At 35.1% G+C, this 15,469-nt stretch carries 10 protein-coding genes and 1 pseudogene; all 11 read right to left on the bottom strand.

Annotation, left to right across the window (positions count from 1 at the left end; translation table 11 throughout):
- Positions 1-266: 266 nt before the first annotated feature.
- The 11 genes and pseudogenes from CKF59_RS04590 to nusG all read right to left on the bottom strand — a co-directional run bounded on the left by CKF59_RS04590 (position 267) and on the right by nusG (position 15,383).
- Complete coding sequence (locus CKF59_RS04590) at positions 267-1,148, bottom strand: TPM domain-containing protein (protein ID WP_119534799.1); 882 nt, start codon at positions 1,146-1,148, stop codon at positions 267-269.
- A gap of 3 nt (positions 1,149-1,151) precedes the next feature.
- On the bottom strand, positions 1,152-1,751 hold the full coding sequence (locus tag CKF59_RS04585; RefSeq protein WP_119534798.1) for a LemA family protein: 600 nt from the start codon (positions 1,749-1,751) through the stop codon (positions 1,152-1,154).
- On the bottom strand, positions 1,748-2,581 hold the full coding sequence (locus CKF59_RS04580; protein WP_119534797.1) for a hypothetical protein: 834 nt from the start codon (positions 2,579-2,581) through the stop codon (positions 1,748-1,750). Before CKF59_RS04580 ends, CKF59_RS04585 begins: the two co-directional genes overlap by 4 nt.
- 5 nt (positions 2,582-2,586) lie before the next feature.
- On the bottom strand, positions 2,587-3,675 hold the full coding sequence (hemE, locus tag CKF59_RS04575) for a uroporphyrinogen decarboxylase (RefSeq protein ID WP_119534796.1): 1,089 nt from the start codon (positions 3,673-3,675) through the stop codon (positions 2,587-2,589).
- 153 nt (positions 3,676-3,828) lie between these two features.
- A pseudogene (gene rpoC / locus CKF59_RS04570) lies at positions 3,829-8,037 on the bottom strand (DNA-directed RNA polymerase subunit beta'); the annotation flags it as partial.
- 17 nt (positions 8,038-8,054) lie between these two features.
- Positions 8,055-12,122, bottom strand: coding sequence for a DNA-directed RNA polymerase subunit beta (gene rpoB / locus CKF59_RS04565; RefSeq protein WP_119534794.1), 4,068 nt, complete (start codon positions 12,120-12,122; stop codon positions 8,055-8,057).
- Positions 12,123-12,242: 120 nt separating this feature from the next.
- Positions 12,243-12,611 (bottom strand): 50S ribosomal protein L7/L12, encoded by a 369-nt coding sequence (rplL, locus tag CKF59_RS04560; protein ID WP_119534793.1) that lies wholly within the window; start codon positions 12,609-12,611, stop codon positions 12,243-12,245.
- A gap of 45 nt (positions 12,612-12,656) precedes the next feature.
- A complete protein-coding gene (gene rplJ, locus CKF59_RS04555; protein WP_119534792.1) occupies positions 12,657-13,160 on the bottom strand; it encodes a 50S ribosomal protein L10 in 504 nt (167 codons plus the stop codon).
- Between the two features lie 223 nt (positions 13,161-13,383).
- A complete protein-coding gene (rplA, locus tag CKF59_RS04550; RefSeq protein WP_119534791.1) occupies positions 13,384-14,070 on the bottom strand; it encodes a 50S ribosomal protein L1 in 687 nt (228 codons plus the stop codon).
- A 7-nt stretch (positions 14,071-14,077) separates the two neighbouring features.
- Positions 14,078-14,506 (bottom strand): 50S ribosomal protein L11, encoded by a 429-nt coding sequence (gene rplK, locus CKF59_RS04545; protein WP_119497318.1) that lies wholly within the window; start codon positions 14,504-14,506, stop codon positions 14,078-14,080.
- Between the two features lie 199 nt (positions 14,507-14,705).
- On the bottom strand, positions 14,706-15,383 hold the full coding sequence (nusG, locus tag CKF59_RS04540) for a transcription termination/antitermination protein NusG (RefSeq protein WP_119534790.1): 678 nt from the start codon (positions 15,381-15,383) through the stop codon (positions 14,706-14,708).
- Between the last annotated feature and the right edge of the window lie 86 nt (positions 15,384-15,469).

Genomic DNA, 15,469 nt, shown 5'->3' with positions numbered 1-15,469 from the left:
AATTAGGTATTTTTTATAGTAGGAATTAAAAAAACATGCTTTGAGTACTTAAAAGTCACGCAAGTGCATATTTTACCATTATCTGTTAAATTAAGGAACATTTTTTTATAAATTTATAAAAATATTTTCTACTTAACTATCTTGACATTCTTATTAATTTTTTAAGAAATTAAATGGTATATCATTCAAAATTTATACCAAATTTTATCTCTCTATATCGTATTAATTTAAAAGATCTCCATAACTATGTTACAGAGATCTTCTATCTACCAACTACCACCAGCTCCACCACCTCGAGAACCGCCACCTCCAAAATTTCCACCTCCAGATGATCCAAATCCTCTTCCTCTTCGGTGATCATCTTTGTCAAAATCATTAAAGGTTGCACTTCCTCTTCTCGAGTTTAAGAACTGAGCAATAATCGCTAAGATGTTAATTACTTGATATAGATTAATTTTACGCTTTAAGTTTTGTTTATTGCTTTTTTTATAAAGATAGTTTTTTAACTTTCTTAATGGTCTACTAAAAAATGAAAGAATTATAGATACAGACATCACCACAAACACTGATACTATAAAAAATAAGATTAATTTATCAAACCAATCTTCATAGGTTTCTTCTGGTGTGACCAGTAATTCTTCTGGGATATTGTTGTCAGCTATTTGCATAATAGCTTCTGTAGCTTCAGATATCCCTTTATAGTAGTCTTCATTTCTAAAGTTTACTTGTAAATATCTAAGTCCAATACTCGATAACAAGGCATCAGGTAAAACTCCTTCTATCCCAGGACCAGTAGCAATAAAATACTTTCTATCATCTTTTGCAACTAAAAGTAAAACTCCATTTTGTTTACTTTTATCCCCTATCCCCCAATTATTCATCAAATTAAAACTATAGTTTTGGATAGGTAAGGTTTCAGTAGTTTTAATGATAACTATGACAAGAGTTAATTGTCCCTTTTGATTAAAATTGGTTACCTTTGCATTTAACTGCTCTAGCTCCTGTTGACTAAGAGTATTGGTATAGTCATTTACAGGAGTTAAATTCTGAGGTAAAGCAGGGTAAGTTATTTGATTTGCCCTAATACTCGAAGAGATTAAGGCAAGAAAAAGTAAACAAAATGAAAATATAATTTTAGAAGTTTTCAATTTTTAATTTCCGAAATCAACTACAGGAGCTGTTTGAGCACCTGATACAGCTTGAAAATATGGTATTGTCTTAAATCCTAAAATTTTAGCATAAATACTATTAGGGAAAGTTTTTAATAAAGTATTATAAGCTAAAACCTTTTGATTAAAATCATCACGTGCATAGGCAATACGATTTTCAATCCCCTCTAATTGAGCTTGAAAGTTTATAAAAGATTCATTAGTTCTTAAAGTAGGATAATTTTCGGTTACCATTAATAAACGTGATAAAGCTTGTGTTAAACCATTTTGACTTTGTTGTAATTGTTGCAATTTTTCTTCTGTTAAGTCTTCAGCATTCAATTTAACGCTAGTTGCTTGAGCACGAGCGTTTATCACATCTGTTAAAGTTTTTTGCTCAAAATTAGCTTGAGCCTTTATAGTATTAACAAGATTAGGAACTAAATCATAACGACGTTGATATTGTGTTTCAATCTGAGATAAAGCAAGATTAACTTGTTGCTGACTCGTGGTTAAGGTGTTATAAGTTGTTGTCCCTTTAATAACTGCGAAGATAACTATTGCTAAAGCAATAATTAAGTAGACTAATTTTTTACTTCTCATTGTCCAAACTCACGATTAAAAACTTTATGATACTCTTTAAGAGCATTACTTTGTACTTTAGCCACTTTTTCAAAAAGAACTTTAAAATTACTTCCTTCTTTAGAATCATCTTTTAAAAGGCGTAAAATATTCCATTGACGATTTAATTCAACTTCAAGAAGAGCTAAATCTTTTAGTTCAGTTACCATAAGAGCTTTTAATTCTAAAGCTTCATAAAAGTTTCTTTGGTAATAAACATTAAAGAGGCTAGTTTCTTGGGCTAATTGAACAAGATCTTCTAATTTACCACCTAAACAATAATCTATGCTAGTAATTAATTGATAATATAAATCAACTAAAGCCTTTATATGCAAATATAAAAAAGCATCTGTATCAACCTCAGAAGAATAGAAATCAAAACCTGTACTAAACTCTTCAATGGCAAGGCTCGAAGCTTCTAAGAAGTCTTCAATAAACTCAACTTCTTCTGCTCCAACTTTTTGCAGAGGCTGTTTTAAAATGTAAATACACTTTTGAATCGCATCTAAGTCTTCAAAAAATTTATCGATTAAATATATATGCTTTTTATTTAACTCAAAATTTGTATTTACCTTTAACTCATTGTCCTTAGATTCAGGAGCTTGATCTAATAACTCATCTAATGATAAGTCTAAATCATTAAAAACATCAACAACATAATGTAATTGTTGTTCAATGTTCGTAGCAATAATTAAATTTAAATCATTTACCGTTAGCTTTTCATATCGATTATGAATAGGATTTGCATATATTGGTTCATCACGTAAAGAGTTTAATAAAACCTTGTGATCATATAAATGCTGATTATACATACTATCTATTTTCTCTCTGTAAATTTACGTAAGGCTTCAAGCATAATCGCAGGACTTTCTACAGGCACATCTTGATGAATACCATGACCTAAATTAAAGACATGCCCACGATTAAACTCTAAATCTTGTGCGCTATATCCATCACCATAGTCATTAACTGCAAGGTAGACACTTTGTTCAATAGATTCAGGAGTTCCATATAAAATTGAAGGGTCGACATTTCCTTGAATCGCTACCCTATTTCCCACCTGTTTTCTTGCAGTTCCAAGGTTTACAGTCCAATCTACCCCTACGGCATCAGCACCTGATTCAGCAATATGACTTAACCATAAACCACCACCTTTTGTAAAAACGGTTACTGGTATTCTCTGACCATTAACTTCTCTAGTTAAAAGACTGATCACTAAACTCATATATTCTAAACTAAAAGTGCGATACTCTCTATGTCCTAGTACTCCACCCCAGGTATCAAAAATCATTACTGAACGCACCCCAGCTTCAATTTGGGCATTAAGATAATTTGCTACATTTAGGGCTAAATTTCTTAACAGCTTATGTAGGTGATCAGGTTCTCTATACATCATCTGCTTTATTTTGGTAAATTGTTTAGATGATTTTCCTTCTACCATATAAGTAGCTAAAGTCCAAGGACTCCCACTAAAGCCAATTAAAGGAACTTCTCCCTTTAATTCACGAGTAATTGTTTCTACAGCATCAGTTACATATTTAAGAGAGTCATTAGGATCGAGGATTCCAAGATTATTTATGTCAGATAGGGAATTAATAGGACGCTCAAAATGCGGTCCTTCACCAGCACTAAAGTATAAACCTAAGCCTAAAGCATCAGGAATAGTTAAGATATCTGAAAATAAAATCGCAGCATCTAGAGGGTATCTTCTTAGAGGTTGTAAAGTTACTTCACAAGCTAACTCAGGATTTTTACATAAAGACATAAAATCTCCAGCCTTAGCTCTTAACTCTCTATATTCAGGAAGATAACGTCCTGCTTGTCTCATCATCCATGCCGGAGTTCTTTCAGTTTCCTCTCTAAGCAAAGCTCTTATATACAAGTCATTCTTTAATTCTTTTTCCATGATGTTCTCGTCTAAAATTTTTAATCATTATAACATATCGCCATATAGCAAATATGAAAAAAGCCCCTCAAATAAATGAGAGGCTTGATACTTAAATGAGATTGTTTTCGATAACTAAACCATACTTAATTAATCTAGTAGTGCTTGTCTGATACGCTGATATTCTTTACGTTTTGCATCAGCATAACCTGTACCAGATGGAATTAATCTACCTACAACAACGTTTTCTTTTAGACCACGTAAGTCATCTTTCTTACCTGCAATAGCAGCTTCTACAAGAACACGGGCAGTTTCTTGGAACGAAGCAGCAGAGATAAATGATTCTGTTGCAAGTGATGCTTTAGTAATACCTAATAATTCACGGCGGTAACCAACTTGTGGTAAACCTAAACGAGCACGAGCTCGATTTTCTACGTGAATCTTAGCTAAATCTACTTGTTCACCAAGAATAAAGTCAGAATCTACAGGATCTGTAATTATAACTTTTCTTAACATTTGACGGATAATCACTTCGATGTGTTTATCATTAATTTTTACCCCTTGTAAGCGGTAAACTTGTTGTACTTCATCAACGATAAATTCAGTTAAAGCAACTACACCACGTAAACGTAAGATATCTTGTGAAGCTTCAGGACCATCTGAAATAACGTCACCTTTCTTAACTTCTTCACCATCAAATACGTTAAGAGTACGCCATTTTGGAACAAGAACTTCCCAAGCTTCGCCTGCAAGTTCTCCATCACGATCAAATGGAACTATACGAATACGTTTTTTATCTTTGGTTTCTTTACAGAATGAAACACGACCATCAATTTCTGCTAAAATCGCAGGTTCTTTCGGTCTACGAGCTTCGAATAAATCAGCAACTCGAGGAAGACCCCCTGTAATATCCTTAGTACCAGAACCTTCAATCGGCATACGAGCAATTGGACGACCTTTTTCAATACGATCTCCATCACTAATCGTAACGATTGTTTTTGGTTGTAACAGGATTTGTGCAGGTAAGTTACTTTCTTCAAGAATAATATCATTACCTTGCTCATCAACAATTTTAATCATTGGACGTAAGTCACGTGCAGATTGTGGACGTTGACCAACATCTAAAACGGTAATGCTTGAAATACCTGTTGAACTATCTGATACTTCTTTTACAGATTGACCACTAGCTATGTCTACAAATTTAGCATAACCTGATACATCTGAAATTACTGGAGTATTATGTGAATCCCATTGAGCAATTTCTTGTCCAACACTTACAGGATCACCATCTCTAACTTTTAATACCGCACCGTAAGGAACTCGGTGTACCTCACGTTTAGTACCATTCTTATCAACGATGATTAATTGTGCTTTACGAGAAACAATTACTAAATCACCATCTGGATTCTCAACTACTTTATAGTCTTCTAAACGAACTGAACCATCGGTTTTTACTTTAACAGAGTTCTCAGAAGCTCCACGTGTCGCAACCCCACCTAAGTGAATTGTACGCATGGTTAACTGAGTACCTGGTTCACCGATTGATTGAGCAGCAATAATACCAACTGCTTCACCTTCAGAAATCATTTGACCACGTGCTAAGTCGCGTCCATAACAGTGAGCACACACTCCGTGTTCATTTTCACAAAGTACAGGAGAGCGAACATATACTGAATCTATGTGATTATCGTCAAGAACATTACACAGCTCTTCTGTTAATAACTCCCCACGACGAATTAAAATTCTATCTGAATCAGGAGCAACTACATTACGAGCTACTACACGTCCTAAAACTCGGTCACGTAGACGCTCTTTGATATCACCACCCTCAATCACTGCGGTCATAAGAATTGCTTCTTCTGTACCACAATCATCTTTAGTGATTACCACATCTTGAGCAACGTCAACTAGACGACGGGTTAAATAACCTGAGTTAGCTGTTTTAAGTGCAGTATCGGCAAGACCTTTACGAGCACCGTGCGTTGAAATAAAGTATTCCTGAACGTTTAGACCTTCACGGAAGTTAGAAGTAATTGGCGTATCAATAATCGAACCATCCGGACGAGCCATTAGACCACGCATACCAGATAACTGACGAACGTTACCGATCGAACCACGGGCACCTGATGTTGACATCATGTATAAAGAGTTCATAGACTCTTGTTGTACTAGATTACCATCAGCATCAACTACGTCGTCTTTCTCAATATTTGCCATCATTGCTTTAGTAATTTGATCTGAAGCACGTGACCAAATATCGATAGTTTTATTGTACTTCTCACCTGCAGTTACTAGACCATCTGCAAGTTGTTTTTGTACTTCTGCTACTTCAGCATAAGCTTTTTCAACAATGTCATATTTAGCTTGAGGAATCTTCATATCTTCAATACCGATAGAAGTTCCAGATAAAGCTGCATATTTGAAACCTGTATACATGATTTGGTCAGCTAATGCTACAGAAGCATCATTACCAAGATCACGATAACAAGTATTTAACACTTGAGAAATTTGCTTTTTACCTAAAGGACGGTTAAATAATTCAAAACGCATTTTCTTAGGAGCAATTTGCCATAAGATTGCACGTCCTACAGTTGTATCATATACCGTAGTTACTGGAATTAAACCATCTTCAGTATTATCTTGTAAGTTTATAGATAATTTTTCTTCAGGAACTTCGCTAATTTCTAACCATTCCGTAATTCTTACTTTAACTTTAGCATGAAGTTCTGCTACTCCTGTTTGATATGCAATTTCAGCATGTTTAGGACTAGCAAAGATCATTCCCTCACCTTTTACGTTAATACAATCACGAGTCATGTAGTATAAACCTACCACCATGTCTTGTGATGGAACGATAATTGGCTCACCGTTCGCAGGAGAAAGAATGTTATTGTTTGACATCATTAACACGCGAGCTTCTAATTGAGCTTCTAGAGTTAATGGTACGTGAACCGCCATTTGGTCACCATCGAAGTCAGCGTTAAACGCAGCACATACCAATGGGTGAAGTTGAATTACTTTTCCTTCGATTAGAATAGGTTCGAAAGCTTGAATTCCTAAACGGTGTAACGTAGGAGCACGGTTTAGAAGAACAGGGTGCTCTTTAATTACATAATCTAAAGCATCCCATAATGCAGGTTCTTCACGCTCTACAATTCTACGAGCAGATTTAATACTATCTGCAGCACCAGTTGCCATTAAACGACCATAAACAAATGGACGGAAAAGCTCTTTCGCCATAAGTTTTGGTAGACCACATTGATGTAATTGTAGATATGGACCTACTGAGATTACCGAACGTCCTGAATAGTCAACACGTTTACCTAAAAGGTTTTGACGGAAACGACCTTTCTTACCTTTAATAATGTCTGCTAAAGATTTTAATGGACGTTTGTTTGATCCAGTTACTGGACGACTACGACGACCATTATCTAATAAAGCATCTACAGACTCTTGAAGCATACGTTTTTCATTACGTATGATCATTTCTGGCGTTGGATTTGACGGATCAGTTAAACGTTTTAAACGATTATTACGGTTAATTACCGAACGATATAATTCGTTTAAGTCAGCTGTTGCAAATCTACCACCATCTAATGGAACTAAAGGTCGTAATGCTGGTGGTAAAACAGGTAATACAGTTAATACCATCCATTCAGGCTTATTACCAGATCTATCAAATAAATCTAGAAGTTTAAGACGTTTCGAATATTTTTTACGTTTAGTTTCTGAATTAGTTGTTTCTAATTCATTTTTTAAGAATTCAATTTCAGCTTTAACATCGATCTTGCGAATTAACTCAAGAATAGCTTCAGCACCCATTAGGGCTTTCCAATCTGAAGTACCGTGAATTTCAGCAAATTGCTCGTATTCTTCAGGAGTTAATAGCATACCAGTGTGTAATTCACCATATACACCTGGATCAACTACCACATAGCTATCAAAACGAATAATACGATCAAGATCATTTAATGTCATATCTAAAATCGTACCTATACGACTAGGTAATGATTTTAGAAACCAAATATGAACTACAGGTGCAGCTAATTCAATGTGTCCCATACGTTCACGACGTACAGAAGATTTTGTAACTTCTACACCACATTTAGAACAGATAACACCACGATGTTGCTTTAAACGTTTATATTTACCACATAAACATTCATAATCATTTACAGGTCCAAAAATCTTCGCACAGAATAAACCATCAGTTTCTGGTTTTGAAGTACGATAGTTGATGGTCTCAGGTTTTTTTACTTCACCGTGTGACCAACCTCTAATAGTTTCAGGACTAGCTAAACTAATTGTAATGGCATTAAACGCATTGCTGTCATCTGAATTCGTAATATGCATTTGCTCTAAATAGTTTTTAGCATTTTTCATGTCTTAAGCCGCCTTGATTATTTTTCAAAGTCCATATTTAGACCAAGAGAACGAATTTCTTTAATTAATACGTTAAATAATTCCGGTAAGTTTGCTTTCATCTCTTGCTTACCATCAAGAATATTTTGGAATACTTGACGGCGTCCTTCGATGTCATCAGATTTAACAGTTAACATTTCTTGAAGCGTATATGCAGCACCATATGCTTGTAATGCCCATACCTCCATCTCACCGAAACGCTGACCACCAAATTGTGCTTTACCACCTAAAGGTTGTTGAGTAACTAAACTATAAGAACCAATAGAACGAGCATGCATCTTGTCATCAACTAAGTGGTTAAGTTTTAACATGTACATGTAACCAACTGTTACCGGACGATCGAATTTCTTACCTGTTCTACCATCAAATAAAGTAATTTGACCAGTTGTAGGTAAGTCTGCTAGACGAAGTAACTCTTTAATTTCTTCTTCAGTCGCACCATCAAATACTGGCGTTGCTACAGGTAAACCGTCTTTTAAGTTTTTCGCTAAGGTAATGATTTCTTCATCAGTAAACTCATTTAAATCAACTTTTTGACGGTTGTTGTAACCAACATCATAAGCTTTTTGGATATAACTTCTTAATTTCTCAACTGACGCTTTAGCTTCTAACATTTTATTGATCTGATCACCAATACCTTTAGCAGCTAAGCCTAAGTGAGTTTCAAGAATTTGTCCCACGTTCATACGTGATGGTACACCGATTGGGTTTAAAGCAAGATCGATAGGATAACCATGTTCATCATAAGGCATATCCTCTACAGGGTTGATCTTCGAAATTACCCCTTTGTTACCGTGACGACCAGCCATCTTATCAGCAGGTTGAATTTGACGTTTAATTGCTAAATAAACTTTTACAGTTTTTAGAACTGTAGGTTGTAAGTTATCACATTTAAGGATTTTTTCACGCTCTACTTCAATACGTTCTTTAATACTGTTTTTATGTTGTTTAGCTAATTTAGCTAATTGTTTTAATTCTTCACTAGCTTCTTTGCTATCAACATGTAAGGTTGAAAGTTTCGCAAAATCTTCTTCTAATAAATCCTTCTCTTTGTAACCATTACTAATTAATAGGGTACGCATGCGAGAAGTAATAGAACCTACGATAATGTCAACTTCTTCACGAATATCTTCTTCTGCTTTTGCAAGCATTTCTGCTTGAATTAATTCAGTACGTGCATCTTTTGGTACATCTTCACGAGTAAATACTTGTACATCAATAACGGTACCTGATACTGAGTTAGGAACACGTAATGAATTATCTTTTACTTCAGCAGCTTTAATATTGAAGATTTGATTTAAGAGTTTCATCTCAGCATAGTTTGTCGTATTTTGCTCAGTTTTTGGCGTAACACGACCTACTAAGATATCACCACCCTTAACTTCAGCACCTATGTGAATAATTCCTGATTCATCTAACTTACTTAATAAGTCTTTATTCACATTTGGAATATCAGCTGTAATCTCTTCATTACCTTGTTTCGTTTCACGAGCAGAACATACTAGCTCTTGAATATGAATCGACGTAAAACGATCTTCTTGTACAACTCGCTCAGATACAAGAATTGAGTCTTCATAGTTGTAACCATTCCAAGGAATGAATGCCACACGCATGTTTTGACCTAATGCTAATTCACCTAAGTCCGTAGCTGAACCATCAGCTAAAACTTCACCACGATGAATTACATCACCAATATTTACGCATGGAGTTTGATTAATTACAGTGTTTTGGTTAGAACGTCTATACTTAATAACAGTATAAATATCAACACCAGAATCACCCGCTAAGCACTCTTCTTCGTTAACTTTAATAACAATGCGCGAGCCATCAACATACTGAACTACACCACCACGCTTAGCAACAATAGATACACCTGAGTCAAGTGCAACTACTTTTTCCATACCAGTACCAACAAGAGGTTTTTGAGCTCTTAAAGTTGGCACAGCTTGTTTTTGCATGTTTGCACCCATCAGAACACGTTTAGCATCATCGTGCTCAAGGAATGGAATTAAAGCTGCCGCTACTGATACGATTTGTTGTGCTGAAACGTCCATGTAAGAAATTTGTTCTGGTAAGAACATCCCCGTTTCACCACCACAACGTGCTGGAACTAACTCAGTTGCAAATGTATTATCTAGATTTAATTTAGCATTTGCCTGAGCAATAATAACGTCTGTATTTTCTTCTAATGGTGATAAGTACTCAAAGTCTTCAGTTACAACACCATTAATAACTTTACGATATGGAGTTTCTAAGAAACCATATTTGTTCGTACGAGCAAAGGTTGCTAAAGTATTGATTAGACCGATGTTTTGTCCCTCTGGAGTTTCAATCGGACAAATACGACCATAGTGAGTTACGTGTACGTCACGAATTTCAAAGTCTGCACGTTCACGTGTTACCCCACCAGCACCTAAAGCTGAGATACGACGTTTATGAGTTACTTCTGCTAGAGCATTGTTCTGATCCATGAATTGAGATAATTTTGAACCAGTAAAGAACTCACGTACTGCAGAAGAAACAGGTTTATGATTAATTAATGCTTGTGGAGTTAAGTTCTCTAAATCACCATGAGTTAAACGTTCACGTACTGCACGATCTACACGTACTAAACCAACACGGAATTGGTTTTCGATCATTTCACCAACCGCACGAATACGACGGAAACCTAAGTGATCCACATCATCAACAGTTTGCGTACCATTACGTACTGCTACTAATTTTTGTAAAACTTTAACTATATCTTTTGGACGTAAAGTAGATTCTTCTTCAGAAACTTCATCTTTACTAATACCTAGAGATAAGTTGAACTTCATACGACCAACTACAGAAAGATCATAGCGGTCTTTATTAAATAATAAGTTGTTAAAGTATTTAATAGAAACATCAGAGTCACGGTGACTAATATCAGCGTCGGCATCTGACTGCTCATCATTTAATACTTTATAAATTTCAAAACATGCAGATGGAATATCTGTTGTCGTATCACGACGTAATGTTTCAGAAATATATGCACCTTCTTCTAATTCATTAGTATAAATAGTTGAGAAAGCATCTACTAAATTATCAGAAAGTACACTAAAGGCATCTTCAGGAAGAATATCGTTTGCTGCGAATAAAACAGAATCTGTTACACGAGATCTAATATCTTGACGTACTACACGATCAGCTAAGATCTCAGTTGGACATTCTACCCACTGAACTTCATCGTTACGTAGTTGTCTAACTACACGTTCAGTAACTTTACGACCAGCTTCGCTATAAACTTTTTCTGGAGTTTGAATAGCCCAAGGTAAAACCTCACCTTTAATTTTTGAGAAAATACTGGTTGAAATGTAAAGTTTATCGTTTTTAATACGGTATGCAACTTCAGAGAAGAACTGTGCTAAAATTTCTTCTGTTGTATAACCTAAAGCGTGAAGAATTACAGTTGCAGGTAATTTCTTACGCTTATCGATACGCATATTAATAATATCTTTAGTATCGAATTCAAAATCTAACCATGAACCACGATAAGGGATGATACGAGCACTATATAAGGTTTTACCTGATGAGTGAGTTTTACCTTTATCTGACTCAAAAATTACCCCTGGTGAACGGTGTAACTGGCTTACAGCAACACATTCTGTACCATTAATTACGAATGAACCGTGTTCAGTCATAATTGGAATTTCACCAAAGTATACTCGTGATTCTTTAGCATTACGAACTTGCTTACTTGCTTTATTATCGTAAGTAACGAGACGTAAATTTACATGTAGCGGAACCGCGTAAGTTTGTCCACGTACTTGGCATTCTTGTGGATTATATAATGATTCACCTAATTCGTAATCTACATACTGTAACTCGGCTAAACCATTATTACTCTGAATAGGAAAAATTGAACGGAATACAGATTCAAGCCCTTGTTTACCTTCAGGATCTTTAGTAATAAATTTCTTGAAAGATTCGATTTGGATTGAAAGTAAATATGGTACGTTTAGGATTTCTTCCTTTTTACCGAAATTTTTACGAATTCGTTTCTTTTCGCTGGGAGTCAACGACATACATTCGCCTCATTTAAGTAATAATTTAAAAGCACAAAAAGCTGAAGACTTACTAATAAGCCCTCAGCTCTTTTGATTTGTTATTGTTAATAATATAACTACATCAAAAAAATAGATATATTATTTAACTTCAGCTTCAGCACCTGCTTCTTCTAATGCTTTCTTAAGTTCTTCAGCATCAGCTTTAGCTACAGCTTCTTTAACTTTAACTGGAGCAGATTCAACTAAATCTTTAGCTTCTTTTAAGCCTAAACCAGTTGCAGTACGTACTGCTTTGATTACAGCTACTTTGTTAGCACCAACAGATTTTAATTCAACATCAAATTCTGTTTTCTCTTCAGCAGCTTCAGCAGCACCACCAGCTACAGCTACAGCAGCTACAGCAGCAGATACACCGAATTTTTCTTCCATTGCAGATACTAATTCTACAACTTCCATTACTGACATTTCAGCAATTGCATCTAAAATTTGTTCTTTAGTTAATGACATAATTCTATTTCCAAATAAGTAATTGTTTTAAATATTAATTTAATATTAAGCAGCTTCTGCTTCTAATTTATCAGCATAAGCTTTAAGTGTACGAGCAAGTTTACCTGCAGCAGCTTCTTTCATAGTACCAGCAAGACGTGCTAAAGCTTCTTCTAAAGTTGGTAATGAAGCAAGAACATCGATGTTTGCAGGAGCAATGAATTCACCATTGTAAGCAGCACCTTTGATTTCGAATTTTTGATTTTCTTTTGCGAAATCACGGAATAAGCGTGCTGCAGCACCTGGGTGCTCATTAGAGAAAGCTACTAAAGAAGGACCTGTAAAAGTATCTGTTAATACTTCTAAGTCAGTGTCTTTAACTGCACGACGTAATAAAGTGTTACGAACAGTACGAACGCTAACACCAGCTTCACGAGCTTTTTTACGAAGCTCAGTCATTTTTGTTACAGATACACCACGTGCATTTGCAACAACTGCAGATAGAGCACTTTTGGCAGCTTCGTTCACTTCAGCAACAATTACTTGTTTGCCTTCTAATTTTAACGCCATTTTATAGCTCCATGTTCTCTTATAGAGAGGTTGATATAAATAGAGAAAACTCTATTACCATAACAGGAAGCAGTAATAAATAAGTTGTATATTAATTATCTGCCCCATCTACGTAGGAAATTAAGACTTTTGGTCACCTACGGTCTTCGACTCACCACATTCTCTCGAATGTGTAGGTCAGAAAGTTTTAGTAGAGAGATTTCTCTCTACTAAAATAAAAAAATTATTCTAAGCCAGTAACGTCTACAACTAGACCAGCACCTTGAGTTGTGCTTAAGCTTACTTTTTGTAAGTAAACACCTTTCGCATTTGCAGGTTTAGCTTTACGTAACGCATTTAAAAGAGCTGTTAAGTTTCCTTTGATTGCAGTAGCTTCGAAATCTAATTTACCGATTGAAGCGTGTACGATACCTGCTTTATCATTACGGAAACGAACTTGACCTGATTTAGCGTTTTTAACCGCTTCAGCAACGTTAGGAGTTACTGTACCTACTTTAGGGTTAGGCATTAAACCTTTTGGACCTAAAATAGTACCTAAAGCACCTACAACACGCATAGCTTCTGGAGACGCAATCACCACATCAAAGTCTAAATTACCAGCTTTTACTGAAGCTGCTAAATCTTCCATACCAACTACATCAGCACCAGCTGCTAAAGCAGCTTCTGTGTTAGTTGTGAACACAGCTACACGAACAGTTTTACCTGTACCGTGTGGTAATACTGTAGCACCACGAACTGTTTGGTCAGATTTACGAGGATCGATACCTAAGTTTACAGCAACATCTACAGATTCTACGAATTTAGGTGAAGCGATTTCTTTTAATAAAGCTACAGCTTCATCAAATGCGTATACTTTTGTTTTATCAACTTTGCTGTTGATTAGTTTTTGACGTTTAGTTAATTTAGCCATTTATCAATTACTCCTCAACATCTAGACCCATAGAACGAGCTGTACCAGCGATAATTCTCATTTTCGCTTCGATGTCAGCACCTGTTAAATCAGGGTTTTTCATTTCAGCAATTTCACGTAATTTATCTTTGCTGATTACACCTACTTTATCTTTGTTAGGACGTGAAGAACCTGATTTTAATCCCATTGCTTTTTTCAGTAATACTGAAGCTGGTGGAGTTTTAGTTTCGAAAGTAAATGATCTGTCTGAATAAACAGTAATTACTACAGGAACTGGTAAACCTTTTTCGATATTTTCTGTACGTGCGTTGAATGCTTTACAGAATTCCATAATCGAAACACCTTGTTGACCTAGAGCAGGTCCAACTGGTGGAGCTGGGTTAGCCATACCAGCTGCTACGTGTAATTTCACGTATGCTTGAACTTTTTTAGCCATTTTTTCAAATTCCTAAATTTGGGTCGACGTAGTTTGAAGTCTACTACCCGTTATTATTAAATATAATATAATAATTAAGCTAATTACAAATGCAAACATTCATAAAAAAGCTTTGTAAATTATATCACAACTTAAATTAATCTTCAAGAGAAAATTATAAAAAAGTTGCATAGTTTTTTTTCTATGCAACTTTTTTAGTTTATTTACTCGCTGGAGCTATATCTACTTCTGAAGCTTTTAATTCAATTATACGTCTAGCTCCCATAAAGCTTAAAGCAACACTTACTTTATCTTCACCAGGAACAGCTCCCGTATTAACTGAAACTACTTCACCTTCATAGTTTTTAAAATCATCACGTTTAATAATAACTAAATCACCAGCTTTAAACTTAATAGTTTCTTTAGGAGAGATTTCAGAGTCTTTCACTAGTTTAAGAATTTTTTCTAACTCAGATTTTTTCATAGGCTCCGGTTGTTTACCTTTTTGATGCCCGACAAATCCTAATACATGAGTTACACCACGAACTAAGTTTAGAGTGGTAAAATTCATTTCCATTTGAATAAAAATGTAGCTAGGGAAAAGTTTACGCTCTGATTTTCTTACTTTAGAACCTGTACGTGTAATTACCGTCTCTACAGGAATAATCATTTGTCCAAAGTAATCTCTATAATCAGAATCCTTCAAAGCAGCCTCTAATAAAGTATAAGCTTTCTGCTCATACCCTGATACAGTTTGAATAATGTACCAATTAAAATTTGCTTCATGCGGATTTACAACTGTTTCTTCAGTTTCTAAAGCTTCCTCTTGGATTGAGTTTTCATTTAAATCTGCAAAGTCTTCAGCAAAGTCAAACTCATCGTTTTTAATATCTGACATATATTAAAATCTCCAAGTTGTTATTAAATTTACAAAGTATTGAATAACAAAATCAAATACCCAGAACATAAATGATACTAAAATTG

The organism is Psittacicella gerlachiana, assembly GCF_003585965.1.
Classification (GTDB): Bacteria; Pseudomonadota; Gammaproteobacteria; order Enterobacterales; family Psittacicellaceae; genus Psittacicella; species Psittacicella gerlachiana.
Note: the sequence above shows the minus strand (reverse complement) of the source record. Positions and strands in the feature narration are given on the sequence as shown.